This is a genomic window from Aureimonas sp. N4 (assembly GCF_001463925.1).
Classification (GTDB): domain Bacteria; phylum Pseudomonadota; class Alphaproteobacteria; order Rhizobiales; family Rhizobiaceae; genus Aureimonas; species Aureimonas ureilytica_A.
In genome coordinates, this window is sequence record NZ_BBWS01000006.1 from 101188 (window position 1) to 127763 (window position 26576).

General features: G+C 65.8%; 28 protein-coding genes. 18 read left to right on the forward strand and 10 right to left on the reverse strand.

What is annotated here, in order from left to right:
- Positions 1-16: 16 nt before the first annotated feature.
- Positions 17-733, reverse strand: a complete 717-nt coding sequence (locus AUL28_RS01900) for a response regulator transcription factor (RefSeq protein ID WP_058599503.1) — start codon at positions 731-733, stop codon at positions 17-19.
- A gap of 386 nt (positions 734-1119) precedes the next feature.
- Between AUL28_RS01900 and AUL28_RS23645 the strand changes: the two genes are divergently transcribed.
- Positions 1120-2190, forward strand: coding sequence for a methyl-accepting chemotaxis protein (locus AUL28_RS23645; protein ID WP_062230467.1), 1071 nt, complete (start codon positions 1120-1122; stop codon positions 2188-2190).
- 117 nt (positions 2191-2307) lie between these two features.
- On the opposite strand, the gene AUL28_RS01910 is transcribed toward AUL28_RS23645, so the two are convergent.
- A complete protein-coding gene (locus tag AUL28_RS01910; RefSeq protein WP_058599505.1) occupies positions 2308-2787 on the reverse strand; it encodes a pyridoxamine 5'-phosphate oxidase family protein in 480 nt (159 codons plus the stop codon).
- Positions 2788-3116: 329 nt separating this feature from the next.
- On the opposite strand from AUL28_RS01910, the gene AUL28_RS01915 reads away from it, so the two are divergent.
- From AUL28_RS01915 to AUL28_RS01940, 6 genes are all read left to right on the forward strand, one after another.
- Positions 3117-4730 carry a phosphoenolpyruvate carboxykinase gene (locus AUL28_RS01915; RefSeq protein WP_058635797.1) on the forward strand — a complete coding sequence of 538 codons (1614 nt, stop codon included), beginning with the start codon at positions 3117-3119 and terminating at the stop codon, positions 4728-4730.
- Positions 4731-4997: 267 nt separating this feature from the next.
- Complete coding sequence (gene arfB / locus AUL28_RS01920; protein WP_058599507.1) at positions 4998-5435, forward strand: alternative ribosome rescue aminoacyl-tRNA hydrolase ArfB; 438 nt, start codon at positions 4998-5000, stop codon at positions 5433-5435.
- Between the two features lie 108 nt (positions 5436-5543).
- Positions 5544-6107, forward strand: a complete 564-nt coding sequence (locus AUL28_RS01925; RefSeq protein ID WP_062230468.1) for a fasciclin domain-containing protein — start codon at positions 5544-5546, stop codon at positions 6105-6107.
- 196 nt (positions 6108-6303) lie between these two features.
- Complete coding sequence (gene msrB, locus AUL28_RS01930; protein ID WP_058599509.1) at positions 6304-6798, forward strand: peptide-methionine (R)-S-oxide reductase MsrB; 495 nt, start codon at positions 6304-6306, stop codon at positions 6796-6798.
- Between the two features lie 175 nt (positions 6799-6973).
- A complete protein-coding gene (locus AUL28_RS01935) occupies positions 6974-7411 on the forward strand; it encodes an Hsp20 family protein (RefSeq protein WP_058599510.1) in 438 nt (145 codons plus the stop codon).
- Positions 7412-7455: 44 nt separating this feature from the next.
- Positions 7456-7713, forward strand: a complete 258-nt coding sequence (locus tag AUL28_RS01940; RefSeq protein WP_244493382.1) for a DUF1150 family protein — start codon at positions 7456-7458, stop codon at positions 7711-7713.
- A gap of 96 nt (positions 7714-7809) precedes the next feature.
- On the opposite strand, the gene ptsN is transcribed toward AUL28_RS01940, so the two are convergent.
- The 6 genes from ptsN to lptC all read right to left on the reverse strand — a co-directional run bounded on the left by ptsN (position 7810) and on the right by lptC (position 13197).
- The gene (gene ptsN / locus AUL28_RS01945; RefSeq protein ID WP_058635799.1) at positions 7810-8268 is read right to left on the reverse strand and encodes a PTS IIA-like nitrogen regulatory protein PtsN; all 459 of its coding nucleotides are present in this window, start codon (positions 8266-8268) and stop codon (positions 7810-7812) included.
- A gap of 136 nt (positions 8269-8404) precedes the next feature.
- Positions 8405-8980 carry a ribosome hibernation-promoting factor, HPF/YfiA family gene (gene hpf / locus AUL28_RS01950; protein WP_058599512.1) on the reverse strand — a complete coding sequence of 192 codons (576 nt, stop codon included), beginning with the start codon at positions 8978-8980 and terminating at the stop codon, positions 8405-8407.
- Positions 8981-9266: 286 nt separating this feature from the next.
- Positions 9267-10766 (reverse strand): RNA polymerase factor sigma-54, encoded by a 1500-nt coding sequence (rpoN, locus tag AUL28_RS01955; RefSeq protein WP_062230469.1) that lies wholly within the window; start codon positions 10764-10766, stop codon positions 9267-9269.
- A 155-nt stretch (positions 10767-10921) separates the two neighbouring features.
- On the reverse strand, positions 10922-11695 hold the full coding sequence (lptB, locus tag AUL28_RS01960) for an LPS export ABC transporter ATP-binding protein (protein WP_062230470.1): 774 nt from the start codon (positions 11693-11695) through the stop codon (positions 10922-10924).
- A gap of 138 nt (positions 11696-11833) precedes the next feature.
- A complete protein-coding gene (locus AUL28_RS01965) occupies positions 11834-12475 on the reverse strand; it encodes an LptA/OstA family protein (protein ID WP_062230471.1) in 642 nt (213 codons plus the stop codon).
- Positions 12472-13197, reverse strand: coding sequence for an LPS export ABC transporter periplasmic protein LptC (gene lptC, locus AUL28_RS01970; RefSeq protein WP_062230472.1), 726 nt, complete (start codon positions 13195-13197; stop codon positions 12472-12474). Before lptC ends, AUL28_RS01965 begins: the two co-directional genes overlap by 4 nt.
- 228 nt (positions 13198-13425) lie before the next feature.
- On the opposite strand from lptC, the gene sppA reads away from it, so the two are divergent.
- From sppA to AUL28_RS01985, 3 genes are all read left to right on the forward strand, one after another.
- Positions 13426-14430, forward strand: a complete 1005-nt coding sequence (gene sppA / locus AUL28_RS01975) for a signal peptide peptidase SppA (RefSeq protein WP_374701402.1) — start codon at positions 13426-13428, stop codon at positions 14428-14430.
- 110 nt (positions 14431-14540) lie between these two features.
- Positions 14541-14822 carry an integration host factor subunit beta gene (locus tag AUL28_RS01980; protein WP_058635804.1) on the forward strand — a complete coding sequence of 94 codons (282 nt, stop codon included), beginning with the start codon at positions 14541-14543 and terminating at the stop codon, positions 14820-14822.
- A gap of 268 nt (positions 14823-15090) precedes the next feature.
- Positions 15091-15504: a LapA family protein gene (locus AUL28_RS01985; RefSeq protein ID WP_058602046.1), complete on the forward strand. Its 414-nt coding sequence runs from the start codon at positions 15091-15093 to the stop codon at positions 15502-15504.
- A 69-nt stretch (positions 15505-15573) separates the two neighbouring features.
- On the opposite strand, the gene AUL28_RS01990 is transcribed toward AUL28_RS01985, so the two are convergent.
- On the reverse strand, positions 15574-16050 hold the full coding sequence (locus AUL28_RS01990) for a CoxG family protein (protein WP_062230473.1): 477 nt from the start codon (positions 16048-16050) through the stop codon (positions 15574-15576).
- 151 nt (positions 16051-16201) lie between these two features.
- Between AUL28_RS01990 and AUL28_RS01995 the strand changes: the two genes are divergently transcribed.
- From AUL28_RS01995 to AUL28_RS02020, 6 genes are all read left to right on the forward strand, one after another.
- The gene (locus tag AUL28_RS01995; RefSeq protein ID WP_062230548.1) at positions 16202-17380 is read left to right on the forward strand and encodes a class I SAM-dependent methyltransferase; all 1179 of its coding nucleotides are present in this window, start codon (positions 16202-16204) and stop codon (positions 17378-17380) included.
- On the forward strand, positions 17377-18252 hold the full coding sequence (locus AUL28_RS02000) for a TrmH family RNA methyltransferase (protein WP_062221976.1): 876 nt from the start codon (positions 17377-17379) through the stop codon (positions 18250-18252). Before AUL28_RS01995 ends, AUL28_RS02000 begins: the two co-directional genes overlap by 4 nt.
- Positions 18249-18749: a signal peptidase II gene (lspA, locus tag AUL28_RS02005; RefSeq protein ID WP_058602043.1), complete on the forward strand. Its 501-nt coding sequence runs from the start codon at positions 18249-18251 to the stop codon at positions 18747-18749. Before AUL28_RS02000 ends, lspA begins: the two co-directional genes overlap by 4 nt.
- Positions 18750-18772: 23 nt before the next feature.
- Positions 18773-19786: an acrylyl-CoA reductase (NADPH) gene (gene acuI, locus AUL28_RS02010; RefSeq protein ID WP_062230474.1), complete on the forward strand. Its 1014-nt coding sequence runs from the start codon at positions 18773-18775 to the stop codon at positions 19784-19786.
- A 93-nt stretch (positions 19787-19879) separates the two neighbouring features.
- Positions 19880-20779 carry a GNAT family N-acetyltransferase gene (locus AUL28_RS02015; RefSeq protein WP_062230475.1) on the forward strand — a complete coding sequence of 300 codons (900 nt, stop codon included), beginning with the start codon at positions 19880-19882 and terminating at the stop codon, positions 20777-20779.
- A 154-nt stretch (positions 20780-20933) separates the two neighbouring features.
- A complete protein-coding gene (locus AUL28_RS02020) occupies positions 20934-21596 on the forward strand; it encodes an outer membrane protein (RefSeq protein WP_058635809.1) in 663 nt (220 codons plus the stop codon).
- A 260-nt stretch (positions 21597-21856) separates the two neighbouring features.
- On the opposite strand, the gene AUL28_RS02025 is transcribed toward AUL28_RS02020, so the two are convergent.
- Positions 21857-22147 carry a DUF1236 domain-containing protein gene (locus tag AUL28_RS02025; protein ID WP_192843378.1) on the reverse strand — a complete coding sequence of 97 codons (291 nt, stop codon included), beginning with the start codon at positions 22145-22147 and terminating at the stop codon, positions 21857-21859.
- Positions 22148-22644: 497 nt separating this feature from the next.
- On the opposite strand from AUL28_RS02025, the gene mutS reads away from it, so the two are divergent.
- Together mutS and AUL28_RS02035 are read left to right on the forward strand one after the other, a co-directional pair.
- On the forward strand, positions 22645-25353 hold the full coding sequence (mutS, locus tag AUL28_RS02030; protein WP_062230477.1) for a DNA mismatch repair protein MutS: 2709 nt from the start codon (positions 22645-22647) through the stop codon (positions 25351-25353).
- A 305-nt stretch (positions 25354-25658) separates the two neighbouring features.
- Complete coding sequence (locus tag AUL28_RS02035; RefSeq protein ID WP_062230478.1) at positions 25659-26504, forward strand: SDR family oxidoreductase; 846 nt, start codon at positions 25659-25661, stop codon at positions 26502-26504.
- Positions 26505-26576 lie beyond the last annotated feature (72 nt).

The window sequence follows — 26576 nt, forward strand, 5'->3', positions numbered from 1 at the left end:
CCCGCTACACTGTCGCTCAGGCTTCGCGGAAGCGATAGCCGACGCCGTAGAGCGTTTCGATCATGTCGAAATCGTCGTCGATGGCTTTGAACTTCTTGCGCAGACGCTTGATGTGGCTGTCGATCGTACGATCGTCGACATAGACCTGCTCGTCATAGGCCGCGTCCATCAGCGCGTCGCGGCTTTTCACGACGCCCGGCCGCTGGGCCAGCGAATGCAGGATCAGGAATTCGGTGACGGTCAGCGTCACCGGCTGGCCCATCCAGGTGCAGGTGTGGCGCTCCTGATCCATCACGAGCTGGCCGCGCTCCAGCGAGGATTCGGGCGAGGGGCCGGTCTTGCCCGCGGCGCCGGGGGCGGCCGCGTCGCGCGGCTGGCCACGCCGCAGAATGGCGCGCACCCGCTCCACCAGAAGGCGCTGCGAGAAGGGCTTTCGAATATAATCGTCGGCACCCATCTTGAGGCCGAACAACTCGTCGATCTCCTCGTCCTTCGAGGTGAGGAAGATCACCGGCAGATCCGACTTCTGGCGCAGGCGGCGCAGAAGCTCCATGCCGTCCATGCGCGGCATCTTGATGTCGAAGATCGCCAGATGCGGGGGATGCGCGGAGAGGCCCTCCAGCGCCGACGCGCCGTCGGTGTAGGTCTCGACCCGGTAGCCCTCGTTCTCGAGCGCGATCGAGACCGACGTCAGGATGTTCCGGTCGTCATCCACCAGCGCAATCGTCGGCATGAAATCTCAACTCCATGATCTGCGTTCGACGGGAGGCGCACCACCCGAGTTCTTCGGTCGTGCCCTGTCGCTTCGCCGCTTTTCGGGGAGGGTGCAAGCCTCCCGTCGTCAGCGCGAAGGGCCGGGCGATTCGGTTTTCCTCATGCCCATGCCTGTCAAATGTGGCGTTCGTGACACTTTTTCAAACCATCGACAGCGCGAAGAGGATTTCGCGTCCCTCCGACCGCTCTGCCAAAGGCTGCGAGATGTAACTTTTCGGAAGATTTTTTACTTTGAAGTTGTATCTTTGAGGAATGTAAAATACTGTTTTTTTGCGACAAATCCTTAGCGTTTGAGGATCTATCTTTATGATCTGAGATAAACCATACCTCGAATGGAAGTTTTTCATGCTGAATTGGATGCGGTCGCAACTGAAAGATGTTCAGGCTGAATTGGCCGATCTCCGCCAGCGCGTGAACATTCTGGACCATCATATCGGGGTCGGACTATGGGATGCCGTGATTGCGGACAACGACGCGACCTCGCCCAATAGCCGCTGGACCTGGTCGCCCGAGTTCTCCCGGTTGCTCGGCTTCCGCGACCCGAAGGATTTTCCCGATCTCATGACGAGCTGGTCGGACCGTCTTCACCCCGAAGACCGCGACCGCGTCTTTGCCGTGTTCGGCGGGTTCGTGTCCGACAAGAGCGGCAATACCCCCTATAATGTCGATTACCGTCTGCGCATGGCCGATGGCGTCACCTATCGCTGGTTCAACGCCACGGGCGGCTGCACGCGCGATGCGGCAGGCGATCCGGTTCGCATCGGCGGTTCGCTGAGCGACATTCATGCGCGCAAGACCATGGAACAGGAGCAGGCGACGCTGCGCGAAGCCCAGATGGGCGCGACATCCGCAGCCTCGTCCGCCATGGAAGAGATGGCATCCAACATCGCGCAGAACGCCTCCAACGCCGCACAGACCGAGCGCATCGCCAACGAGGCGCGTGACAATGCCGAGCGCAGCGGGCAGGCCGTGGCCAAGTCCGTGGATGCGATGCGCCAGATCGCCGAACGCACCAAGATCGTCCAGGAAATCGCCCGTCAGACCGATCTTCTGGCACTGAACGCGGCCATCGAAGCGGCTCGTGCCGGACAGCACGGCAAGGGCTTCGCGGTCGTGGCGTCCGAGGTGCGCAAGCTGGCCGAACGCTCGCAGCATGCGGCCGCCGAAATCGGCGCGCTGTCCGTCTCGACGCTCAAAACCTCCGAAGAGGCGGGGAATATGCTGGTCGATCTCGTGCCCGGCATTCGGCGCACATCGGAACTGGTGCGCGAAATTTCGGCCGCCTGCAGCGAGCAGAACGCCGGCGCGCAGCAGATCAACGAGGCTCTGCTTCGCCTGAACTCGCGCTTCGACCTGACCGACGGGATGTCTGAGGAACGCTGGACGAGTGGCCCGGCCTTGCGTCGGGTCGCCTGACGCCATCCTCAACCTTGAAGCTTCGGGTCGGCCGCTTGGGCCGGCCCGAAATGTTGATGACTGTCTGGAGACGGTGGCGCCCTGGTAGTGCCCCGTCTTCGCGAGGGGCGTTCGCGCTTAGAGCTGAACCTTCACGTTCTCGGTCGTATCGGGCTGCGGCTTGTCGCCGATATAGGCCTTGGCGAATTCCCAAGCCTGCGTCAGCTTGTTGGATGTCACGTCCCAGATTTCGGCCTGCGAGGGCGTGACGACAAGCACGGCGACATTGGGGCCATCTTTGCCCTGCGGCATCCAGGCTTCGGCCTCGTCGTCCCAGATTTCGTCGATCAGCGCCCGGTCCTGGCTGACCCGCGCGGTGCCGGACACGGCCACATATTCATTCTTCTGCGTGAAGCTGCAGGCGACCTGCGGCTCGGCCTCGACCTCGTCCACCTTGTGGGAGGTCGCGTCGGTCAAGAACAGGATCTCGCCGCGCTCGCGCGAGAGATAGGGCGCCATGGGGCGGGAGCGCAGGCGCTGGCCATCGCGCGTCGTGACCATGCAGGTCGAGAAGTCTTCGGCCATGTCCCAGAACTTGTCGGTCGCTTCAGCAGCCATGTGGTTTCCCTTGCGTCTGGTGCGGACAGGACAAGTCCGCTTCGAGAGGCCAGAACGCATGGCCAGCCGAAAGGTGCCACGCAGAATCGGTCCGAGTGAGTAAGACGACGATTCTTGAAACGGGATGCAAAAAAAATCCTGCGGCACTTAATGCGATTAAAACCGCGATTGAACCGATTTAGACTGTCATGTAAAAAATCTAAACCGATTAAACGACTGAAATCATTTCAGTTTTAGTGTTTCGATCTGTTGATGAAGCTTGGTCGTTGAGTTATCTCGTTTCCGTGAGGCGGCGTTGCTTGTGCGCAGCGTGATCAGGAGACGGACCCATGGAAGAAACCGGAATCCGCAATTCCCGCATTGGAATCGAATCGACCGGACTGTCGGGCCTTTCTTCCCTCCGCTGGAATGCCGGCGAGGCGGAACTGGTCGAGACCGCGCTCCAGCGTGGCGAAGGTCGTCTGACCGCGCATGGCGCGCTGGTCGTCACCACGGGTCAGCACACCGGCCGCAGCCCGAAGGACAAGTTCGTCGTGCGCGACGAGACCACCGATCCGCGCGTCTGGTGGGACAACAACAAGCCGATGGACCCGGCCGCCTTCGAGCGCCTCTATGAGGATTTCAAAGCTCATGCGGCGGGGCGCGACCTCTTCGTGCAGGATCTCGTCGGCGGCGCCGACGAGGCGAACGCGATCCGCACCCGCGTCGTCACCGAATTCGCCTGGCACTCGCTCTTCATCCGTAATCTTCTGATCCGTCCGACCGCCGAAGAGCTGGAAAGCTTCGTGCCGGAGCTGACGATCATCGACCTGCCGTCCTTCAAGGCGGACCCGGAGCGCCATGGCTGCCGCACCGAGACGGTGATCGCCTGCGATTTCACGCGTAATATCATTCTCATCGGCGGCACGACCTATGCCGGCGAAATGAAGAAGTCGGTCTTCACCGTCCTGAACTACCGCCTGCCGGAAACGGGCGTTATGCCCATGCACTGCTCGGCCAATATCGGCGCGAACGGCGACACGGCGGTTTTCTTCGGCCTGTCGGGCACCGGCAAGACGACGCTCTCGGCCGACCCGCGCCGCACGCTGATCGGCGATGACGAGCATGGCTGGGGCGAGGACGGCGTCTTCAATTTCGAAGGCGGCTGCTACGCCAAGACGATCCGCCTCTCGGCCGAGGCCGAGCCGGAAATCTTCGCCACGACCCGCATGTTCGGGACGGTGCTCGAAAACGTCATTCTGGACGAGAACCGCGTTCCCAATTTCGACGATGGTTCGCTGACCGAGAACACCCGCGCCGCCTACCCGCTGCATTTCATTCCCAATGCCAGCGACACGGGCAGGGGCGCGCACCCCAAGAACATCATCATGCTGACGGCCGATGCCTTCGGCGTGATGCCGCCCATCGCCAAGCTTTCGCCCGCCGAGGCCATGTACCACTTCCTGTCCGGCTACACCGCCAAGGTCGCCGGCACGGAAAAAGGCGTGACCGAGCCGGAGGCGACCTTCTCGACCTGCTTCGGCGCGCCCTTCATGCCGCGTCACCCGGCCGAATACGGCAATCTCCTGCGCGATCTCATCGCGCGGCATGAGGTCGATTGCTGGCTGGTCTCGACCGGCTGGACGGGCGGCGCCTACGGCACGGGCCGTCGGATGCCGATCAAGGTGACGCGCACGCTCTTGAACGCGGCGCTGGACGGCTCGTTAAAGAATGCCGAGTTCCGCACCGACCCGCATTTCGGCTTCCAGGTGCCGGTCGCGGTGCCGGGCGTCGAAACCGCCATTCTCGACCCGCGCTCGACCTGGGCGGATGGGGTCGCCTACGACGCGCAGGCCCGCAAGCTCGCCGACATGTTCCGCCGCAACTTCGAGAAGTTCGAAGCGCATGTGGACGGCTCGGTGCTCGGCGCCGCCCCGGCCTCGCTGCCGCTCGCGGCCGAGTAGGTTTCGCTCCATCGCCGGCCGCCGATTTCGGCCGGCGGCCTGTGAACCATCTATAAGGGCTTCTCTGGGAGGAGGAGCGAGGGCTTGCGACCGAAAGGGCGCAGGCCCTCGTCGTTTGAGGGGGGTGCCGCTCGCGGCTTGACAGGGCGGCGGGCTTTGCCTGAACGAAGGGCTCGCGCGAAGCCTCACTGGATTCCTCTCGGCTTGGCGCGTTCAAGACCTTGCGGCCGATCGCGGCCCAGCGCGAGGCGGCGAAAAGGGCGCGTCATGGAACAGGAGATTCGCGGGCTTCGGGTGAGCCATCGCACGATCATTCCCGAAGACGAGATCGAGGAGGTGTTCATCCGCGCGGCCGGGCCGGGCGGGCAGAATGTCAATAAGGTCTCGACCGCCGTTCAGCTTCGCTTCTTCGCCAGCGCCTCCACCGTTCTGGGCGAGGACGTGAAGGAACGTCTTCTGAAGCTTGCCGGCCAGCGCGCCACGAAGGCGGGCGAAATCCTTATCGAAGCCTCGCGCCATCGCACGCAGGAGCGCAACCGCGAGGATGCGCGCGAGCGTCTGGTCGCGCTGATCCGCGAGGCCCTGGTGCCACCCGCGCCGCCGCGCAAGAAGACGCGTCCCTCGCGCGGGGCCGTGGAGCGCCGGCTGCAGGCCAAGAAGGGCCGCTCGGACACCAAGCGAATGCGCGGCCGCGTTTCGGATTGAAGGTGGTGGTCACGCTTTCGTGATCGTAAGCCAATGAAACCGATTGTTAGCAGTCTTCGTACCTTGAGCAGCCTCCCGATCGGGATGGTTCACAAGAGGAAACCCGACATGCTTCAGTCCCTCATCCGCTCGGCCGCTCTGGGTCTCGTGCTCGCCGGCAGCGTCGCAGGTGCCAGCCATGCCCAGTCGGGCGCGTCGGTGGAGGTCGGCGGTGCGCCGATGTACGCCAACAAGACCATTGCCGAGAACGCGCCCAACGCCTCGAACCTGACCACGCTTGTCGCCGCCGTGAAGGCCGCCGGTCTCGTCGAGACCCTGAACGGCGCCGGCCCCTTCACCGTCTTCGCGCCCACCAACGCGGCTTTCGAGAAGCTTCCGGCTGGCACGGTCGAAACGCTGGTGAAGCCCGAGAACAAGGCTCAGCTGACCAAGATCCTGACCTATCACGTGGTCCCGGCCAAGGCGACGTCCGAGGCGGCCATGAAGATGATCAAGGACGATGGCGGCAAGCACATGGTGAAGACCGTCGAGGGCGAGGAACTGACCCTCGCCATGAAGGGCGACAAGCTCACCGTGACCGATGCCAAGGGCAATGTCGCGACCGTGACGCAGGCCGACGTCATGCAGAAGAACGGCGTCGTGCATGTCATCGACACCGTGCTGATGCCCTGATCGATCTGCCACGGCCGATCCGCGCTCGAAACGAGCCCTGCCGCAGCCTCTAGCCTGGCTGCGGTGAAGCGAGGCGGCCGAGGGGCCGCGATTGCTGGGGCCGGCCGTGTCGCTCTGCTTGAACCTGCTCAACCGGCGTCCCATTCTCCAGACGGGAATGGGGCGCCGATCCGTTTCCCACCCTTGGAGGTTTGTCATGAATCGCCGTCGTTTTCTCTTGTCCGGATCGCTGGCCGCGCTCGCGCTCGGCGCGGGAAACGCGCTCTGGCGCGACGAGGCGGAGGCCGAGACCTTTTCCGTGACCTATAGCGAGCGCGAATGGCGCGCGCGTTTGAGCCCCGACGCCTTTGCCGTGCTCCGGCAGGAGGCGACCGAGCGCCCCTTCACGAGCCCGCTCCTGAACGTTCACGAGAGCGGCCTCTTCAACTGCGCGGGCTGCGACAACGCGCTTTATTCCACCGACACGAAGTTCGATTCGGGCACGGGCTGGCCGAGCTTCTGGGACGCGGTGGACGGCAGCATCGGCACCAGGACGGACTATGTGCTGGTCTATCCCCGCACCGAGGTTCACTGCGCGCAATGCGGCGGTCATCTCGGCCACATCTTCGACGACGGCCCGCCGCCGACCGGCAAGCGCCATTGCATCAACGGCGTGGCGCTTCAGTTCGAAGCCGGCAAGTCCCAGTCCTGACCAAGCGTCTTCGGCATTAGCGCTCCGTCAAGCTTTCGGGTTCTTCATAGGGGTTGGATCGGTGGCGCATTGAAGCGGGCCGGTCCAGCAACCATATTCGAAACGGATCGGCCGCGATCGCCGCTTGAATGGGGTTGCAGCCGATAAGTCGCTTGAAACAAGGGCTTGCCGAGAGATGAACAGGTTCACGCCGTTTTCCAGTCCGTTGCTGCTCGGCTTCGATGGAGTGGAACGTACGCTCGAACGTCTGGGGAAGGGGAGCGATGGCTACCCGCCCTTCAACATCGAGCGGATTCGGACGGAGGCTGCGGACGGGAATGCAGGCGGAGACGCCATTCGCATCACCCTGGCCGTGGCGGGCTTTCAGCCCGAAGACCTGGAGATCACGACAGAAGAGAACCAGTTGACCATCCGGGGCGCACAGAGCGACCGGACGGACCGTGAATTCCTGCACCGGGGCATTGCGTCGCGCCAGTTTCAGAAGAGCTTTCTCTTCGCCGATGGCATGCGCATCCTGGGCGCGCAGCTGAAGAACGGTCTTCTGATGGTCGATCTGGTCAAGCCTGAACCAGAGCGAGTGGTGAGGAAGATCGCGATCGCCGTGGATGAATGAAACCCGCCGACCCGATCGCCCGTTTGTTTTCGAAGGAGATGATCATGACCATCACGTACCATTCGAGCAGGGTGTCCCAGTCCGATCTCGCCGCGCTCGGCGAAGGCCATCTGGCCTATCTCCGTCGCATGTCGTCCGACGATATTCGCGCCCGCTTCCCGTCCGCCCAGGCCATTCGGCCCGGCCTCAAGCTCTGGGCGCTGTTTTCCGCCGACGGCACGCCTCTGGCCGTGTCGGATGATCGGGGCTCCATCCTGGCGAGCGCCACGGAAAACGAGCTGATGACGGTGAGCCTGCATTGAAGAGGCACTGACCGCTTCAGAGGCAAGGGCAGCCTCGTGAAAACGCAGCCGGCCGAGGATGATCCTCCGGGCCGGCTTTTTCGTGGGCGAACGCGTTCAGGACTGGAATTCGACCTGTGTCATCAGATGATGCAGCGTTGCCGCGTCGCGGCCGGCGCGCAGCTCGCTGACGGCGCGCGGATTGCGCAGGAGGCGCGCGATCTTCGACAGGGCCTTCAAATGGTCCGAGCCCGCCGTTTCGGGCGCAATCAGAAGGAACACGAGATCCACCGGCTGATCGTCGACCGCTTCGAAATCGACGGGCTTGTTGAGCCGCCCGAAGACGCCGTGAATGCGCGGAAGGTCGTTGAGCTTGCCGTGGGGAATGGCGATGCCGTTGCCGATGCCCGTGGAGCCCAGACGCTCGCGCTGGAGCACGGTCTCGAAGATGGTACGGGCCGAAAGTCCGGTGAGTTCGGCCGCTTTTTCCGAAAGGTCCTGCAGAACCTGCTTTTTGGAATGAGAGCGAAGGGCAGGCAGAATGGCGTCCTCGGCGATCAAATCGGCTAGAACCACGTTTAATGCCTTCCACGTCGCCCGGCGCTCAAGCGCCGGAAGACCCGATCGGGCTGGAGACCCGGTCAGGTCGGAGAGATCGTCGCGAGAGGAGCCGCTGCCGGCCTCTCCCGCGCTCTGGAGTTGCGCTCCGTTATCAGGCTTGGGGTCGCACTGTCGAGGGGTCGATCCAGCCGACATTGCCGTCGGCGCGTCGGTAGACGATGTTCACGGTGTCGCTCGCGCCGTTGCGGAAGACCACGACGGGCCCGTCTCGCCGGTCGAGTTCCATCACGGCATTGGCGACGCTCATCGTGCCGAGCATCATGGAGGTCTCGGCGATCACGGCGGGTGCGAAGTCTTCGGCGACCTCCTCTTCCTCGTCCGGCACCGCGCTCATGACGGTATAGGCGATCTCGCGCGAGGTGTTGGCGTTGGCCTTATGATCCTTCAGGCGACGCTTGTAGCGACGCAGACGCTTTTCGATCTTCTCCATCGCCTCAATGTACGAGGACTCGGGATCATGCGACTCGGCCGTGGCCTGGAAATACACGCCGCTGTCGAGATGAAGCGTGACGTCCGCGCAGTAGCGGGCGGATTCCTTGGAGATGACGACGGAGCCGTTGAAATTGCCGTCGAAATATTTGGCGACCTGATCGTTCAGCCTCTCGTCGATCCGAGTGCGAAAGGCCTCGCCGACATCCATGTGACGGCCCGATACACGAATTGCCATTCGTTTCTCCTTCCTAACGTCCGGCGGCCCGTTCCTTCTCTGAACCATCGGCTCGCCGCCCTCTTCCAAGACGTTGCGATGCCTTTGGTTCCGGCCACTCGGAACCGTCATATTCCAGCGCAAAACGGAGCGGAGCGAAAGACTTGATCTGCGCCGGAAACAGGATCAGACTTCGCTCCAAATTCCCCCGACATGACGCTTGAGGACCTGTCGAACCGTACAGGGAAACCCTGCGGTTCTGGCTCGCCATGCGCCGATCATGCTCTGGCTCGACGGAGGATCGCGGTCAGCCCGCGAGGCGTCTGGCGTTGAGTTCGCGTCGGCGCTGAACCGACGACGGAAGGCCGAGGGCCTCGCGATATTTGGCGACGGTGCGGCGGGCGAGTTCGATGCCGTCTTCCCGCAACTGGGCGGCGATGTCATCGTCCGACAGGACATGATCGACGGTTTCGGAGGCGATCATGCGGCCGATTCGCAGCTTCACGCTTTCGGCCGAATGGGCGTCTCCTCCGCCCGACGCGGCGATCGCGACGGTAAAGAAAAATTTCATTTCGAACGTGCCGCGCGGCGTCGCCATGAACTTACCGGAGGTGACGCGGCTGACCGTCGATTCGTGCAGGCCCAGCGCCTCGGCAATGTCCATCAGCGTCATGGGGCGCAGACCCGCGACGCCCTCGGCCATGAACCCGTCCTGACGGCGCAGGATTTCGCCGGCGACTTTCTGGATGGTGCGGGCGCGCTGCTCCAGCGAACGCTGCAGCCAGCTGGCCGATTGCTGGCATTGGGTCAGGAAGCCGCGCTCACCGGCGCGGAATGCGCCAGCGGGCGCGATGCTGTCGGGCGCGCGCAGAACGAGGCGTGGAAAGGCGGCGGCGTTCAGCTCGGCCTGCCAAAGGCCGGTCTCGGCGTCCTCGCGCACCACGATGTCGGGCGTGACGGGCACGGCTTCGGGCTCGCCCAGCCCCGCGCCGGGGCGCGGGTCGAGCGTGCGGATTTCGCTCAGCATCTCGGCGACATCGGCTTCGTTCTCGCCCGTCAGCCGAGCGAGCGCGGCGAAGTCGCGCCGGGCCAGAAGCGGCAGATGCGCGAGCACGCAGGCGATCACCGGGTCGAAGCGCCCACGCCGACGAAGCTGAATGGCGAGGCACTCGGCCAGATCGCGCGCAAACAGCCCGGCCGGTTCGGCGGAAGCCTGAAGCCGCGCGAGAAGCGCCTCGGCTGCCTCGAGCGCTACGCCCAGCTCGGCGGCGCGCTCGGTCGGGTCGGCCGCGAGATAGCCGGCCTCCGTCAACTCGGCGAAGAGCGTTTCCGCCAGCGCACGTTCAGTGGTGTTGCCGAACGTATCGTGTATTTCGCCCAGCGCATGGTCGCGCAGGGACCCAACCCCTTCGCCGATGCGCTCGATGCCGTCGTCCTCTGCCGCGAAGCCGGACAAGACCAGCCCTTCGCCCGAAAAGGAGAGATCGTCCCGCGCGGCATCGGCATTGTCGCCGATGCGCTCGGCGGCGTCCGCGAAAACCTCGCCATCGTCGCGCGTGCCGGTCAGCGGCGCCAGATCGGCTCCCTGCGGCAGGGGAGCGAGGTCATCGGGGGCGTCGCCGCCCTCCGGGGCGCTTTGCGCCGTTCCGGCCTCGACCTCGATCAGCGGATTGGCCTCGGCCTCCCGTTCCAGAAAGGCCTGAAGCTCGGCATGTTGAAACTGGAGAAGCCGGATCGACTGGAGAAGCTGCGGCGTCATCACCAGGGACTGGCTTTGACGCATCTGGAGGTTCACAGACAGATTCATGCCTCCAGCCCTCCTTGGATACCGAAACGGCCGGCGCGGCAGGCCGGCGATGGGGTGGTCCGACCTCTCTGGATCGACCAGCGGACGGCCCCTCATGCTCGCGTCAGGAAACTGGTCCGCAACTTGCTTGTCAAGGGTGGGAGGCGATCACACGCTCAGTAGGTAAACTGCTCGCCGAGATAGATGCGGCGCACGTCGGCGTCCTCGACGATCTCCTGCGGCGCGCCATGGGTCAGCACCGCGCCGGCATGCATGATATAGGCGCGGTCGATCAGGCCCAGCGTTTCGCGCACATTGTGGTCGGTCACGAGCACGCCGATGCCCCGGCGCGTCAGATGCCGGACGAGCTCCTGAATGTCCGCCACCGCAATTGGATCGACGCCCGCGAAGGGCTCGTCCAGAAGCATGAAGGTCGGGCGCGACGCCAGCGCGCGGGCGATTTCGCAGCGCCGACGCTCGCCGCCCGACAGCGCCGTGGAAGGCTGCTTGCGCAGGTGCGCGATGCGAAACTCCTCCAGAAGCGCGGTGAGCTGGCGCTCGCGCTCCGCCTTGTCGGGCTCCACCATCTCCAGAACGGCGCGGACGTTGTCCTCCACCGACAGGCCGCGAAAGATCGAGGCTTCCTGCGGAAGATAGCCGATGCCGAGCCGCGCGCGGCGATACATGGGCATTTGCGTGATGTCGTGCCCGTCCAGCTCGATGCGCCCACCATCCACCGGCACGAGCCCGGTGATCATGTAGAAGCAGGTCGTCTTGCCCGCGCCGTTGGGGCCGAGAAGACCCACCGCCTCGCCGCGCCGTACCGCCACATCCACCGAATCCACGACACGCCGGCCGCGATAGGTCTTGGTGATGCCGCGCGCCACCAGCGTTCCCTCCGAAGGGTGACGCAAGGGGGGGTGGGAGGAGGGGGCGTTGGGATCGAGCAAGGAGGGGCGTCCAGATCAAGGCAGGGAGGGCGCTCGCGGGCCGAAGCACTGTTCGGCCCGCGAGCGGCGATTTGACGGCGAGCGGTGCCGCGTGGCGCGACAGCCGATCGCGGACCGGCCGGGCAGCTTTCGCGCGCCTTAGCGGCTCGCGCCCGGCTGCTGTCCCGCACCCGGCGACAGGAGCATGCGCACGCGACCCGCGGCGGCGCCCGGCGCGCCGCCACAGTCGCGGCTCTGAAGGCGGGCGACGCCCGTATCCATCTTGATGTTCAGAATGCAGCCCGTGGCGACGTTCTTGCCTTGGCTGAGCACCACATTGCCCCGGAGGACCGCGACCTGGGTCGCCATGTCGAAATCGGCCCGGTCGGCCGTGGCGACCTGATCGGCGGATTTGATCGTGACCTTGCCGAGCGCTTCCAGCTTGGAAATATCGTCAGAGCCGCCCGGCATGTTGGAGCGCGCGGCGGCCGGCTCGGCTTTGGCTGCCTTGCCGTTCGCCCCGTCCTGCTTGCGCACGTAATGAACCACCAGCTTCTCGGCGGTCATCGAGGTCGCGCCCTGCTGGACGCTGACATCGCCCGAAAAGGTCGCGACCGACTTGCCGTCATCGACGTCGAGCTGGTTGGATTCGATCGCGACCGGCTGGTCGCCCTGGACCTGAAGCCCACCGAACGAATTGCCGAAGCCTTGCGACTGGCTCTGGGCCAGCGCCGCGCCTGAGAGTGCGAGCGAGCCGGCCAAAGCCAGAAGCATGGCGCGGGAGCGATGGGTCGGGATCATGGTCTGGGCTCGCTGGATGGGGGCGTCGCCCCGTTGTTGGCGGTGGGCAGGAGGGTCAGTTTCACGCGGTCCCGAAACGAAACCTCGTGGCCGCGCTGGACGATCACGACGCTGCCCGCTTCGAGGGTCTGATTCGGGGTCGCGATGTTCACGGGTCCCTTGCCGGTCAGTTGCCCATCCTGAAGCGAAACGTCGGCGCTCGCCAGCTTGATGCGGATGCCGCTCGTCGTTTCCACGGTGATGTCGTCGTAAAGCCGGAGCATCTGCGTGCGCGTGTCGTAATGGCCCTTGGCGGCTTGAAGCTGGGCCTTGGTATTGTCGTCCACCGTCAGGTCGGCGCGCACGCCTTCCAGATCGACGCCCGAGCCGCCCAAGGTCTGAATGGCCCGGTTGGCCAGCATGGAATAGGGACGGTCGCGCCCGTCGACGCCCGACATGCGCGGGTCGGACATGACGAGGCGTCCGTCCTGGATCGAGGTGGACGCAAAGGCCAGATCGCCCGGCACGACGCGCGCCAGCCAGGTCACGCCGAGGCCCGCCAGCACGATCACGGTCGCGACCGTGGGAAGGCCGATCTTGAGCCAGCGCACCCAGCGCGAATGGCGGCGCGCGCGCCGGAACTCACGCTCGCGCCGCTCGTCCCCCTTCGGGTTCGTGCGACTGGCGAGCGCGGCATGGCGCGGATCCTGCGCGAACTGTGTCGAATCGATGCGAGCCTGCAATGGAATTCGATTCCTCGCCTGTCGCGGAAGAGCCTCCGAACCCGGATCGGTCGGATGCCTTCTGCGGTCAATCAACGTATCGTGTCGTATCTATAAGTGATATGGGGTTTTTGCGTGGTTAAGCGAAGGCCGGGCTGTGTCGATGCGCCCGGGACGATCGCGCCTCCGCTCCCCCGAATGGGCCGCCCGCTTGGCAGCGCCCGCGCCGCGTTCTATCGCTTGCCCGATATGGCGGGCCTCGATCCGCCCGGCAAGGAGCACTGGCGGATCATGAATGCGGACAGCCTGATCGATCGGCGGCGCTTGCGCCGCAAGCTGGGTTTCTGGCGGGTTCTTGCCGTGCTGGCGGTGATTCTGGCCGTGCTCGCGCTGACAATTGCCGGCGGTTGGCGGCCCGGCGCGACCGTCGCCACCGCCGCGCCTGAGATCGCCCGCGTGGAGGTCGCCGGCCTCATCACCGAGGATCGCGACAGGTTGGAACTTCTCGAAAAGTTGAAGACCGATCCGAACGTTCGGGCCGTCATCATCCGCGTGAACTCGCCCGGCGGCACCACGGTGGGCGGCGAAACGCTCTATCACGCCATCCGGGATCTCGCCGCCGTCAAGCCGGTGGCGGCCGAGGTCGGCACGCTGGCCGCCTCCGCCGGCTACATGGTGGCCATGGCGACGGACCGGGTCGTCGCGCATCATTCCTCCATCGTCGGCTCGATCGGCGTGATCTTCCAATATGTGGATGCCTCCGTCCTGCTCGGGCGGATCGGTGTCGAGGTGAACGCGGTGAAATCCTCACCGCTGAAAGCCGAGCCTTCGCCCTTCGCGCCGGCCGCCCCCGGCGCGCGCGAGATGATCGCAAGGCTCGTCAACAATTCCTATGACTGGTTCGTCTGGCTCGTCGCGGAGCGCCGCGCCCTGCCGGAAGAAGAAGCGCGGCGGCTGGCGGACGGCTCCGTCTTCACCGGCGAGCAGGGGCTTCAGAACAAGCTGGTGGATGCGCTCGGCGGCGAGCGCGAAATCCGTCGCTGGTTCGAGAGCGAGCGCGGCGTGCCGGCCGGGCTGAAGATCGAGGATCGCGAGCCCGAAAAGGACGGCTGGGGCCTGTTCGGCGCGGCGCGCTCGGCCTTCTGGGGGCTTCTCGGCTTCGATGCCGCGCCGGCCGATCTCATCGGCGCACTCGGCAAGGCGAGCGGGCACCTTGACGGCATGGTGTCGCTTTGGCAACCTTCGACGCCTTGACGCTGGGCCGCGAGTGATGCCGCTTTGCAATTGGAAAACAAGGGCTTGAAGGGCGGCCTCCGTGTCTTTATCCAAGACTCACGCCCGACCCGACGCCCGAGGATATCGCGTTGATCAAATCCGAACTCGTCCAGATCATCGCCAGCCGCAACCCGCATCTCTACCAGCGGGACGTCGAGACCATCGTGAACGCGATCTTCGACGAGATCACGCAGGCGCTCTGCGAAGGCAACCGCGTGGAGCTGCGCGGCTTCGGCGCGTTCTCGGTCAAGAATCGCCCGCCGCGCGCCGGCCGCAACCCGCGCACCGGCGAGTCGGTGGAGGTCGAGGAGAAGTGGGTGCCCTTCTTCAAGACCGGCAAGGAACTGCGCGAGCGGCTGAACGTCGACTGATCGAGCCGGGCGCAACGGGCTTGGCTCGTTCCCCCGACCTATGCTGCCATGATGGCCAACATGTTTGATCGGCGGCAGGCGTCGGCGGGGAGCGTTGTCACCCTTCCGGCGTGGATGCCGGCCTCGGATCGTGGCGGAAGATTCAAGACCTGTCGCGAGGCGGATTGACCTCTTCCCTCGTATGCCTCATTCCGATGGGACAGCTTGCCGGTTCGGTGCGGCGCACCATTCTCTCTGGGCGTATTCCAAGGTTCGAAGTGGCCATTCGATGATCCTGAAGATAATTTCTTTCCTCATCCTCGCGCCGCTGGCGGTCCTGCTCGTGGTGTTCTGCGTCGCCAATCGCGAGGCGATCGACGTGTCGTTCGACCCGATCGGCACCATGCCGCAATTCGCCTTCCAGGCGCCGCTCTTCGTTCTGCTCCTGTGCTCGTTGATTGTTGGCCTCCTGCTCGGCGGTTTCGGCACCTGGATGTCGCAGGGCCATCACCGCACCAAGGCGGCCAACCGCCGCCGCGAGATCGAGAATCTGCGCCACGAGCTGGAGCTTTCGAACGAGCGGATGCGCCGCCTGCGCGAAGAGCGCGACCGCGAACTGGCCGCCGCGCAAGGCCCCGCTCTCGCCGCCCCGACGCAGGGGCACGGCGCGCGCGCACTGGCCGGCCCCTCCGTCGCGGCCTGAGCTTTCTCATCCTTCCACGAAAAAGAGGCGGAGCGATCCGCCTCTTTTTTTTGCCTGATCGAGGGGCGATTAGGCCCCGGCCGGTTCGGAGACTTCCGCCGCCGTGTCGCCGGCGACGCGCGCGGCGAAACAGTCGAAGAACTGATGGGCGAATTTCTTGGCGGTGGAATCCACCAGCCGCCCGCCGAGCTGGGCGATCTTGCCGCCGACCTTGGCGTCTACCTCGTAGTGCAGGACCGTGTCCTCGCCGTCCTCCTCCAGCGACACATCGGCCCCGCCCGAGGCGAAGCCTGCGATGCCGCCCTTGCCTTCGCCCACAATGGAATAGCTGCGCGGCGCATCGATATTCTCGAGCCGCACCATGCCGTTGAAGGTCGCCTTGACCGGGCCGACCTTGGCCACCACGGTGGCCGACATCTCGTTCTCGCCGGTCATTTCCAGGCTTTGGCAGCCGGGAATGCAGCTTTTGAGGGTCTCGGGGTCGTTCAGCAAGGCCCAGACCTTCTCGCGCGGCGCGGCCAGTCGGTATTCACCCTTCAGATCCATCCTCGTCCTCCCATGGGCCGCGCCTTGTCGGATGCGAAGGCTGCGGCAATTCAGAAAGAATACGCCGGTCTCGGTGCTTGCCAAGCGGCGAGACGCGTTTCACCGTTCGGGACGTTTGCTCCAAAACGCCTCCATGCGCTATGAGCCGCCGATGACGAAGAACAGGACATCCCGGCCCGGCGCGCCCAAGCGGCCCGGCCGGCCCGCGAGCCCCGATATTGGCCCCGGCCATAGTGAGCCGCGCCGGCCCGGCCGCCGCGACGGAGCCGAGGCCGAGCGCGCCGAGCATCGCGCCGCTCCCAAGCGGCCCGAGCCGGCCGAGCGCCCGCGCGCCGCGCCCGAGGAGGCCGAGCGCCCACGCCTTTCCACCGACGAACTCGGCCGCGAAGGGCGACGCGATCGCCCGGCCGTGGAATGGCCGGCTGGCGCGCGCCCGGCCTTCCGCGCCCCGGTGATCCTCACGGTCGAGCCTGGCGCGGACTACGCGCTTCTGGATTCGGGCGACGGCGAAAAGCTGGAGCGTTACGGGCCGCTCACCATCCGCCGGCCGGAGAATCAGGCGATCTGGCCCCGCCGCACCGACGCGGCCGATTGGGACGGGGCCGACGCGATCTTCACCGGCGACACGGACGAAGAGGGCACCGGCCGCTGGCGTTTCCCGCGCGAGGCGCTGGGCGAGACCTGGCCCATGCGCCAGGATGGGCTCGCCTATCTCGGCCGCTTCACCTCCTTCCGCCATGTCGGCGTCTTTCCCGAACAGGCCGTCCACTGGCGCTTCATGACCGACCTGATCGAAGGGGCGGGGCGGCCGGTGCGCGTCCTGAACCTCTTCGGCTATACGGGCCTCGCCTCGCTTCTGGCGGCGCGCGCGGGGGCCGATGTCACGCATGTCGACGCCTCCAAGCGCGCCATCGGCTGGGCGCGGGAAAATGCCGAGATCGCTGGCGTCGCCGACAAGCCGATCCGCTGGATCTGCGAAGATGCCGTGCGCTATGCCGAGCGCGAGGTGAAGCGCGGCGCGACCTATGACATCATCCTTCTCGACCCGCCGAAATTCGGCCGGGGGCCGAAGGGCGAGGTCTGGCAGATTTTCGAGGATCTGCCCTATCTCCTGATGCTGATGCGCAAGCTCCTGTCGGCGAACCCCTTGGCGCTGGTGCTGACAGCCTATTCCATTCGTTCGTCCTTCTATTCGCTGTCGGCCCTCATGGGCGAACAATGCCGGGGCCTTGGCGGCGCGGTGGAATCGGGCGAACTCGTGATTCGCGAGGCGGGCGAGGATGCCCGTCTTCTTTCCACCTCGCTCTTTTCCAGATGGGTATCCGCTTGAGCCGTGACCGCGACGCCAATTCTTCCGCCCCGTCCGCGCGCCGGCCCGACACGGTCGCGCCCGGCCGGGTCAAGGAGGTTACGAGCGTTTCCAACCCGATCGTGAAGGACATCCGCAATCTCGCGCTGAAGAAGCATCGCGAGGAAACGGGTCTCTTTCTGGCCGAGGGGCTGAAGCTCGTTCTCGACGCGCTGGACGCGGGCTGGCGCATCGAGACGCTGGTGGCCGCCAAGACGCAGCTTCACTCCGAGCTTCTGCAAAAGGCCGCCGCGCGCACCGTCTCGCTCGGGGCCGACGTTCTGGAAGCGAGCGACAAGGTTCTGGCGGCCATCGCCCGGCGCGACAATCCGCAAAGCGCCATCGGCATCTTCCGCCAGCGCCTCTATCGCACGGACGAACTCGACGCGGGCAAGGACGGGCTTCTGGTGGCGCTCGACCGGGTGCGCGATCCCGGTAATCTCGGCACGATCCTGCGCACGGCGGATGCGGCCGGGGCCAAGGGCGTGATCCTGGTGGGCGAAAGTGTCGATCCCTTCTCGCTGGAAGCCGTGCGCGCCACGATGGGCTCGATCTTCGCCGTGCCGATCGTGCGCCTCAGCGAAGCGGAGTTTCTGCGCTGGCGCGGCACGTTCAAGGGTCTGGTGGTCGGCACCCATATGAAGGGCGCGGTGGATTATCGCGAGCCGCCCTATGGCAAGCGCCCGACCCTGCTTCTGATGGGCAACGAACAGAGCGGCCTGTCGGAGACGATGGCCGGGGCCTGCGAGACGCTGGTGCGCATTCCCCAGGTCGGCCGGGCTGACAGTCTCAATCTCGCGGTCGCCACGGGCCTCATGATCTTCGAGGCGCGGCGCGGGAGCCTCAAGCTGTGACGCGGCTTCTGAGTAGCGCGGCGCTGGTCGTGTCGTTTGCCGCGATCGACCAGATCGTGAAGCTCCTCGTCGTGCGCACCATGGGGCTGGGAGAGGCCATCGAGATCCTGCCCTTTCTGGCGCTGCTGCATGCGCGCAACGAGGGCATCGCCTTCTCGATGTTGGACGGATTCCACGATCTCGGGCTCGCTGTCATCTCGGCCCTGGTGCTCGGCTTCGTGGTCTGGCTCTGGTGGAATACGCCGGCTTCGCGCCGGCTCACCCATTGGGGCTTCGCGCTGATTGCGGGCGGTGCCGTCGGCAATCTGATCGACCGGGTGAGCCTTGGCTATGTCGTGGACTATATCTATTTCCACACGCCGGTCTGGAGCTTCGCGGTCTTCAACCTCGCCGACAGTTTCATCACGATCGGCGCGGCGCTGATCCTGATCGACGAGTTTCTGGTCGGCCGCCGACCCAAGACGTCGGGCGAGATGCCGGCTCAGGACAAGGGCTGACGCACATTCGGGAGGGAAAGCGCATGGGGAATGACAGGTTTCGGGCGATCCGTCTGACCCAAGGCGAGGGCGGGCAAACCCTGGTCGAGAACGTGACTCTCTCGGCTTCCGACCTGATGGACGGCGATGTCGATGTCGCCGTCGAGGCCACCACCATCAACTACAAGGACGCGCTGGCGCTCACGGGGCGCTCGCCCGTGGTGCGCCGCTGGCCCATGGTGCCGGGTATCGATCTCGCCGGCACGGTTCGCGCCTCGCGCTCGCCGCTCTGGCGCGAGGGCGATCAGGTTCTTCTCAATGGCTACGGGCTCGGCGAAACCCATTGGGGCGCCTATGCGGGCCTCGCCCGCGTCAAGGCCGAATGGCTGGTACCGCTCCCCGATCGCTTCTCTCCCAACGAGGCCATGGCCATTGGGACAGCCGGCTATACGGCGGCGCTCTGCGTGCTCGCGTTGGAGCGCTTCGGCCTCTCGCCCGAGCGCGGGCCGGCGGTGGTCACGGGCGCGGCCGGTGGTGTCGGCTCGATCGCGGTGGCGCTTCTGGCGAAGCGTGGCTGGCATGTCGTGGCGGTGACGGGGCGGCCGGGCGAGGCGGATTGGCTGCGCGGGCTGGGTGCGGCCGAGATTCTGGAGCGGGCGGACTTGTCCGCGCCGGGCAAGCCGCTCGGCAAGGAGCGCTGGGCAGCGGGCGTCGATTGCGTCGGTTCCCACACACTTGCCAACGTCCTCTCGCAGACGATGCGGGACGGGGCAATGGCGGCCTGCGGTCTGGCGAGCGGCATGGATTTGCCGGCTAGCGTCGCGCCCTTCATCCTGCGCGGCGTCGCGCTCCTGGGTGTCGATTCCGTCTATGCGCCGCAGGCGGAGCGCCGCCGCGCCTGGGCTCGTCTGGTCGAAGACCTCGACACTGCCGCGCAGTCGAGTCTCACCAGCCCCATCGGCTTTGCCGACATCGTGCCCACCGCGCAGCGTCTGCTGGCAGGCCACGTGCGCGGGCGCGTCGTGGTGTCGGACGTGGCGGCGGCCACTGTCATATGACCGTTTGCTTTGGTTTATGGTTTACGTCATGAAAGGGTCGCGAGTACGGCTTATGTCAATTCTTGGCAGAAGCAAGGCCCGGAGGTCGATCATATGGGTGCTTTCAAGCGTATCGACATGACGCAGGCCCAGCCTATCAGGCTCAAGCAGCCGATCGGCGTTCGCATCAAGCTCGGGCGTCCCGCGCCCTTCGATCCGCTGGCGCCGGTTCTCGGCCGCCTGTGCGAGCTGGAGGTGCGGCTGGCGCGCTCGCGCGCCGAACTGCGCGAAGCGCAGCAGCTCCGCTACCACGTGTTCTACGAAGAAATGAACGCCAAGCCCTCCGCCTTCCAGCGGATGACGCGGCGCGACCGCGATGTCTTCGACAAGTTCTGCGACCATCTGCTCGTGATCGACACGACGCGCCCGGCGGGCTCGCGGATCGTCGGCACCTATCGTCTTCTTCAGCAGGACAAGGCGGCTCTAGCCGGGGGCTTCTACACTGCCGGCGAATTCGAGATCGACGGGCTGATTAGCCGGCATCCAGGTGCGCGCTTCCTCGAACTCGGCCGCTCCTGCGTTCTCAAGAGCTATCGCGGCAAGCGCACGGTGGAACTGCTCTGGCAGGGTATCTGGGCCTATGTGAAGCAGCACCGGATCGACGTGCTCTTCGGCTGCGCTTCCTTGAGCGGTACCGACCTCACCGCGCTCGAAGCGCCGCTCGCCTTTCTGCGCGAGAACGCGCCCCCGCCGGAAGACTGGCGTGTGTCGGCCGTGGCCGGACGCCGAGCGCGGGTTGCCGGCTCCGTCTCCTGCCTCGATCCCAAGCGCGCGCTGGCCAGCCTGCCGCCGCTCCTCAAGGGTTATCTGCGCATCGGCGGCTATGTCGGCCTGGACGCGGTGGTGGATCACCAGTTCGGCACGACGGACGTGCTCGTGATCATGCCCGTCAAAAACATCAAGGCGCGTTACGTCCAGCATTTCGACACCGAGGGAACGCGCTCCGCCGCCTGACATCCTGGACGCGGACTTCAAAGCGCGTGCCTCAAAGTACGCCGTCGCCAATCTCTCGAGCCGGTCTGTAACACGCCTGTCACCGGGCTCCGGTAGCTCCTTTTCCAGCGAACGCGGCTTCTGCCGCGTTGATCCTCGGGGAAGGACATTGTCGATGCGCCGCTGCCTCCTGGCTTGCCTGATATCCATGGCCGCGATCGGCGGGGCGCGGGCCGAATATGTCATCTCGGCCTATGGCGGTTATAACTCCTCGTTCGACAGTACGGTGGATGTCGAACGCGGGCCGTCCACCCGGTCGCTCGATGTCGAATGGGATGGGCGCACCTTCGAAAGCGGCGCGCCCTATTACGGCGTGCGCGGCACGGCCTGGCTGAACGATCTCGGCCAGCCGCATTGGGGCGTCGCTCTGGATTACGCCCATGCCAAGGTCGCGGCCGATCCGTTGCCGGCGGGCGTGAAGGTTCTGGAATTCACCGACGGGCTCAACCTGTTGACGGTGAACGCGCTCTATCGCGCCGATCCGCTCATGGGCCGCGTCACGCCCTATGCGGGCCTCGGGGCCGGCATCGCCATTCCGCATGTCGAGTATCAGGAAGTCGGCGGCCCGCGCACCTTCGAATATCAGGTGACCGGGCCGGCGGTTCAGGCGCTGGCCGGCGCGGATGTCGCGCTCACGGATTTCTTGTCCGTCTTCGGCGAAGTCAAGCTGGCTTACAGCCACCACGACGCCGACCTGACGGGCGGCGGCTCGCTGAAAACCGACATCGTGACCAACCAGTTCGTCCTCGGCGCGAGCTTCCGTTTCGGCGCGCAGTAGACGCTGCATAGGGCAGGGCGATCCGGCAGCATGTGAAACGGTATGGCGGTGGAGGTGGGCCGCCTCAAAAAGGAGCGGGCGCGTCCTGAACGGCCGCTGTGACAGGAACGCAAGCCACACGTTCGTTGCGCGCGGTGGGGGCGAACGCGATGACATTTGGCCGTAAAGAAGCGAAGGGCGCGGCACCGGGCGCGCCGCGCCGCCGCAAGGCTTCGAGAAGCCGGCCCTGAAGAGGCCGACCCCTGCGAAGCCCGAAGCGTTCAGTCGATCCGCACGATGGAGCGGGTCGCCATGTCGACCAGCACCGGGCGGCCGTCATAGTAGAAATAGCCGAAATCCTTCGTGCCCTCGATGGTGGCGAGTTGCACCTGCGCAGGTACCGAGGCACCCAGCGTCGGCGCGAGGCGCAGCGTCACGTCGGGCACGGGATGGTCGACGGCATATTGATGGGCGTTCACCGGCATCTTGTCTTGCGCAAGGGCGGTCAGCGGAGCGGCGGCAAGGCCAAGGGCCACCAGCATTCCCGCAAGGCGGGCTCCGTTCCGTGTCATGGTCATTCCCGTTTCCAAAACTGTTCGCGTAGCGCATCGTCCGCGCTACCTTGCGGTGCATCATAGGCCTCACCGCCCCAGATGCCAACGCGCCAAGAGGGTAGGCCGATCGCTTCAATGAAAATAAGGGTTCGGCGCTGAACGGGCGCTGAATGGCCTGGGTTCCTGTCGGAGGGCTGATCTCATGCTGGAAAGGAGCGGAGGCTGGGTGCCGACGCGCAGTTCCATGGCATGGCTGGCGCTTCTTTCGTCATTGCCCCCCTTGCGGTGCGGTATAGGCTTTGGAGAGGGGCGCGTCTCGTGCAGCCGCCGTTGCTTAGGCCCTCATATGAGGTCGGCGTCCGCGCGCGGCTTGTGGATACCGGGTGCAAGCGCCGCCATGGTGGCTGCGTGACTTTCCTCCCCCTTATGAAAACCGATACGATCAGCGGATGCTGGACATGATCCGACCTGCCCCCGCCGTCCCTGCTGCCGCCTCGAAGGCGGAGGGTGAACCTATGCCCGAGATGCGCGGGACGGAAGCGAAAGGCGATGGCGGCGCGCCGACGCCGATGATGGCGCAGTTTCTGGAGATCAAGTCGCGCCATGCCGACTGCCTCCTGTTCTACCGCATGGGCGATTTCTACGAGCTGTTCTTCGACGACGCGGTGGAGGCCTCACGCGCGCTCGGCATCACGCTGACCCGGCGCGGCAAGCACGAGGGCGCCGATATTCCGATGGCCGGCGTGCCGGTCGTCTCCTCGGACGATTATCTGGAGAAGCTGATCGCGCAAGGGTACCGCGTCGCCGTCTGCGAGCAGGTGGAAGACCCGGCCGAGGCCAAGAAGCGCGGCGCGAAATCCGTCGTCAAGCGCGAGGTCGTGCGCCTCGTGACGCCCGGCACGATCACCGAGGAAACGCTGCTGGAGCCCGGCCGGCCGAACTTCCTCGCAGCGCTCGCGCGCCTCGGCGGGGAGGGCGGGTCCTTCGCGCTCGGCTGGACCGACCTGTCCACCGGGCAGTTTCGCATCGCGCCCTCGGCCGCTGATCGCATCTTTGCCGATGTCGTGGCGCTGGAGCCAGCCGAACTCGTGGTGGCCGACGCCCTGCGCGAGGACGAAGCCTTGCAGCCGCTTCTACGCCGCCTCGGCCGGCGCGTGCGCTTCGAGCCTGCCAGCCTGTTCGACGCGGCGACCGCCGCCGAGCGTCTGCAGAGCTTTTTCGAGGTCTCGACGCTGGACGGGTTCGGCGCGTTCGGCCGGGCCGAACTCTCGGCGGGCGCGGCGCTTCTCTCCTATCTGGAGCGCACGCAGCTGAAAGCCCGCCCGCCTTTGGAGCGGCCGGAGCGGGTCGAAGCCGGCTCCTTCATGGTGATCGACCCCGCGACGCGCGCGAGCCTCGAACTCTCGCGCACCGTCTCGGGCAAGCGGCAGGGCTCGCTTCTCGCCACGATCGACCGCTGCGTGACGGGCGCTGGCTCGCGGCTGCTGGCGAGCCGCCTCGCCTGGCCGCTGACCGATCCGCAGGCGATCGCGCGCCGGCAGGACAGCGTCGCCGCGCTTCTGGATGACCCGGAGCTTCGCGGCGAGCTGCGCGCCGCGCTGAAGGGAATGCCCGACACCGAGCGCGCGCTGTCGCGCCTCGCGCTCGACCGGGGCGGGCCGCGTGATCTCGGCGCGGTGTCCGAAGGTCTGGAGCGCGCGAGCCTGATCGGCGAGCTTCTCCAAGAAGGCGATTTCAGCTGGGAGCTAATGGAGGCCGGCCGCGCCATATCCGCGCTGCCGCAGGATCTGCGCTTCGCCTTACGCGCCACCTTGCGCGACGAGTTGCCCCTGCAAAGGCGGGACGGCGGCTTCGTGCGCGAAGGGGCCGATGCGGCGCTGGACGAGGCGCTGGCGCTGCGCGATCATTCGCGGCAGGTCGTGGCCAATCTCCAGGGGCGCTATTGTACGGAAACGGGCGTGCGCTCGCTGAAGATCCGGCACAACAATGTGCTCGGCTATTTCGTGGAAGTGCCCGAAGCCCATGGCGCGGCGCTCTTGGAGCAGGGCAGCGGCTTTTCCCATCGTCAGACGCTCGCCTCCGCCATGCGCTTCACCACGGTGGAGCTGTGCGATCTGGAAACGCGCATCGCCCAGAGCGCGGCCGAGGCGCTGCGCATCGAACTCACCCTGTTCGATCGGATGCGGGCCGAGGTTCTGGCCGCAACGGATGCGCTTCGCGCGGCCTCCGCTGCGCTGGCGCTGATCGACGCGACGGCGGCGCTCGCCGAACTCGCGCTGTCGGGCAACTGGGTGCGGCCGCTGGTGGATGCCAGCCTCGCCTTCCGGGTCGAATGCGGGCGTCATCCCGTGGTGGAAGCGGCCTTGAAGGCGGCGGGAGGCGGGCAGTTCGTGGCGAACGATTGCGATCTCTCGCCGCCGGCCGGCACGGGGACCAAGCGCGAGGCCGGGGCGATCTGGCTGATCACCGGGCCGAACATGGGCGGCAAATCCACCTTCCTGCGCCAGAACGCGCTGATCGCCGTGCTCGCGCAGATCGGCTCCTTCGTGCCGGCGACTGAGGCGCATATCGGCGTGGTGGACCGCCTGTTCAGCCGCGTCGGCGCGTCCGACGATCTGGCGGAAGGGCGCTCGACCTTCATGGTCGAGATGGTGGAAACCGCCGCGATCCTCAATCAGGCGAGCGAAAGGACGCTCGTGGTGCTGGACGAGATCGGGCGGGGCACCGCAACCTATGACGGGTTGTCCATCGCCTTTGCCGCCGTGGAGCATCTGCACGAAGTGAACCGCTGCCGCGCGCTCTTCGCGACGCATTTCCACGAAATGACGGCGCTGGCCGCGCGGCTCAAACGCCTCGCCAATGTCACCGTGCGCGTCAAGGAATGGGAAGGCGAGGTCATCTTCCTGCATGAGGTGACGGCCGGCGTCGCCGACCGCTCCTATGGCATTCAGGTGGCGCGGCTCGCCGGCCTGCCCCCTGCCGTTCTGGAGCGCGCGCGGCAGGTTCTGACCCAGTTGGAAAAGAGCGAGCAGGGCGAAAAGCGCACGGCCTTTATCGACGATCTCCCGCTCTTCGCCGCGCTGAACCGCAAGCCAGCCGAGCCCGAAGTGCCCTCGGCCTTGAAGGCGCTCAGCGAGGTGGACCCGGACGCGATGAGCCCGCGCGAGGCGCTGGAGGCGCTGTATCGGCTGAAGGCGCTGCTGCCGCGCTCGCCCAAGGCTTAGAACCGGGGACAGAACCCTTCGGGTCGATCGACCGGGTCTTGTTCCCGCCGGGCATCGTTGCCGGTGCTCGTCCATGCGCTGCATGGCCTGCGCCCGGCGCCTCGCCGACAGAAACAATCCCTCGCTCGCCCTCCGCCGAATGGTTCTGTCCCCGGTTCTTAGCGGCGGCGCTTCCACCGCAGACCTGTAGCCGGCTCACCGAAGCGAGGGCTCGGTCGGCCGCCATGCGGGAACGCATGGGCTTCCGCGTCTCTTCCCCTTTCATGAGCCGGCTGCAGCCGGCGTGCGAGAAGGGACCAGCCTCCATGTCGAATTTCCCCGCCCAGCATCAGGATCAGGAACCCGGCCGCGAGCACGAGATGAATCCTCGCCCGGACTACGAGCCGCGCTTTCCCGGATCGGGCCGGTTGAAGGGCAAGAGCGCCATCATCACGGGCGGCGATTCCGGCATCGGCCGCGCCACCGCCGTTCTCTTCGCGCGCGAGGGCGCCGATGTCGCGATCGTCTATCTCGAAGAGGACCAGGACGCCGAGGAAACCAAGGCGCTGATCGAGCGCGAAGGGCAGAAAGCGCTGCTGATCCGGGGCGATGTCCGCTCCAAGAGCTTCTGCAAACAGGCCGTGGACAAGGCTGCGGCGGAGTTCGGCAAGCTCGACATTCTCGTCAACAATGCCGCCCATCAGGAAGAAGCCGAAGACGTCCGCGATATCTCCGAAGAGCAACTCGCCAAGACCTTCGAGACCAATATCTACGGCTATTTCTACATGACGCAGGCCGCGCTCGACCATCTGAACTCCGGTTCGGCGATCGTGAACGTCACGTCGGTGAACTCCTACAAGGGCAACACGACGCTGATCGACTATTCCTCGACCAAGGGCGCGATCACGGCCTTCACGCGCTCCATGGCCTCCAATCTCGTGGAAAAGGGCATCCGCGTGAACGGCGTCGCGCCCGGCCCGATCTGGACGCCCTTCATCCCCATGTCGATGGACGAGGAAAAGGTCGCAAGCTTCGGCTCCCAGGTGCCGATGAAGCGCGCCGGCCAGCCCAACGAGGTCGCCTCCGCGCTGCTCTTCCTGGCTTCGGAGGACGGCTCCTATTTCACGGGCCAGGTCATGCACCCGAACGGGGGCACCATCGTCGGCGCCTGAAGACGCCCACGCCGGACGAGGCGCTCCGGGCGGTTAAGCTTTTGACAGATCGGGAAATGCACTATAGCGGCA

What these genes read in the sequence shown, in the direction of transcription:
- AUL28_RS01900 (WP_058599503.1), bottom strand. Translation starts at nt 733, where the DNA reads ATGCCGACGATTGCGCTGGTGGATGACGACCGGAACATCCTGACGTCG.
- AUL28_RS23645 (WP_062230467.1), top strand. Translation starts at nt 1,120, where the DNA reads ATGCTGAATTGGATGCGGTCGCAACTGAAAGATGTTCAGGCTGAATTG.
- AUL28_RS01910 (WP_058599505.1), bottom strand. Translation starts at nt 2,787, where the DNA reads ATGGCTGCTGAAGCGACCGACAAGTTCTGGGACATGGCCGAAGACTTC.
- AUL28_RS01915 (WP_058635797.1), top strand. Translation starts at nt 3,117, where the DNA reads ATGGAAGAAACCGGAATCCGCAATTCCCGCATTGGAATCGAATCGACC.
- arfB (WP_058599507.1), top strand. Translation starts at nt 4,998, where the DNA reads ATGGAACAGGAGATTCGCGGGCTTCGGGTGAGCCATCGCACGATCATT.
- AUL28_RS01925 (WP_062230468.1), top strand. Translation starts at nt 5,544, where the DNA reads ATGCTTCAGTCCCTCATCCGCTCGGCCGCTCTGGGTCTCGTGCTCGCC.
- msrB (WP_058599509.1), top strand. Translation starts at nt 6,304, where the DNA reads ATGAATCGCCGTCGTTTTCTCTTGTCCGGATCGCTGGCCGCGCTCGCG.
- AUL28_RS01935 (WP_058599510.1), top strand. Translation starts at nt 6,974, where the DNA reads ATGAACAGGTTCACGCCGTTTTCCAGTCCGTTGCTGCTCGGCTTCGAT.
- AUL28_RS01940 (WP_244493382.1), top strand. Translation starts at nt 7,456, where the DNA reads ATGACCATCACGTACCATTCGAGCAGGGTGTCCCAGTCCGATCTCGCC.
- hpf (WP_058599512.1), bottom strand. Translation starts at nt 8,980, where the DNA reads ATGGCAATTCGTGTATCGGGCCGTCACATGGATGTCGGCGAGGCCTTT.
- rpoN (WP_062230469.1), bottom strand. Translation starts at nt 10,766, where the DNA reads ATGAATCTGTCTGTGAACCTCCAGATGCGTCAAAGCCAGTCCCTGGTG.
- AUL28_RS01965 (WP_062230471.1), bottom strand. Translation starts at nt 12,475, where the DNA reads ATGATCCCGACCCATCGCTCCCGCGCCATGCTTCTGGCTTTGGCCGGC.
- sppA (WP_374701402.1), top strand. Translation starts at nt 13,426, where the DNA reads ATGGCGGGCCTCGATCCGCCCGGCAAGGAGCACTGGCGGATCATGAAT.
- AUL28_RS01985 (WP_058602046.1), top strand. Translation starts at nt 15,091, where the DNA reads ATGATCCTGAAGATAATTTCTTTCCTCATCCTCGCGCCGCTGGCGGTC.
- AUL28_RS01990 (WP_062230473.1), bottom strand. Translation starts at nt 16,050, where the DNA reads ATGGATCTGAAGGGTGAATACCGACTGGCCGCGCCGCGCGAGAAGGTC.
- AUL28_RS01995 (WP_062230548.1), top strand. Translation starts at nt 16,202, where the DNA reads ATGACGAAGAACAGGACATCCCGGCCCGGCGCGCCCAAGCGGCCCGGC.
- acuI (WP_062230474.1), top strand. Translation starts at nt 18,773, where the DNA reads ATGGGGAATGACAGGTTTCGGGCGATCCGTCTGACCCAAGGCGAGGGC.
- AUL28_RS02015 (WP_062230475.1), top strand. Translation starts at nt 19,880, where the DNA reads ATGGGTGCTTTCAAGCGTATCGACATGACGCAGGCCCAGCCTATCAGG.
- AUL28_RS02020 (WP_058635809.1), top strand. Translation starts at nt 20,934, where the DNA reads ATGCGCCGCTGCCTCCTGGCTTGCCTGATATCCATGGCCGCGATCGGC.
- AUL28_RS02025 (WP_192843378.1), bottom strand. Translation starts at nt 22,147, where the DNA reads ATGACACGGAACGGAGCCCGCCTTGCGGGAATGCTGGTGGCCCTTGGC.
- mutS (WP_062230477.1), top strand. Translation starts at nt 22,645, where the DNA reads ATGCCCGAGATGCGCGGGACGGAAGCGAAAGGCGATGGCGGCGCGCCG.
- AUL28_RS02035 (WP_062230478.1), top strand. Translation starts at nt 25,659, where the DNA reads ATGTCGAATTTCCCCGCCCAGCATCAGGATCAGGAACCCGGCCGCGAG.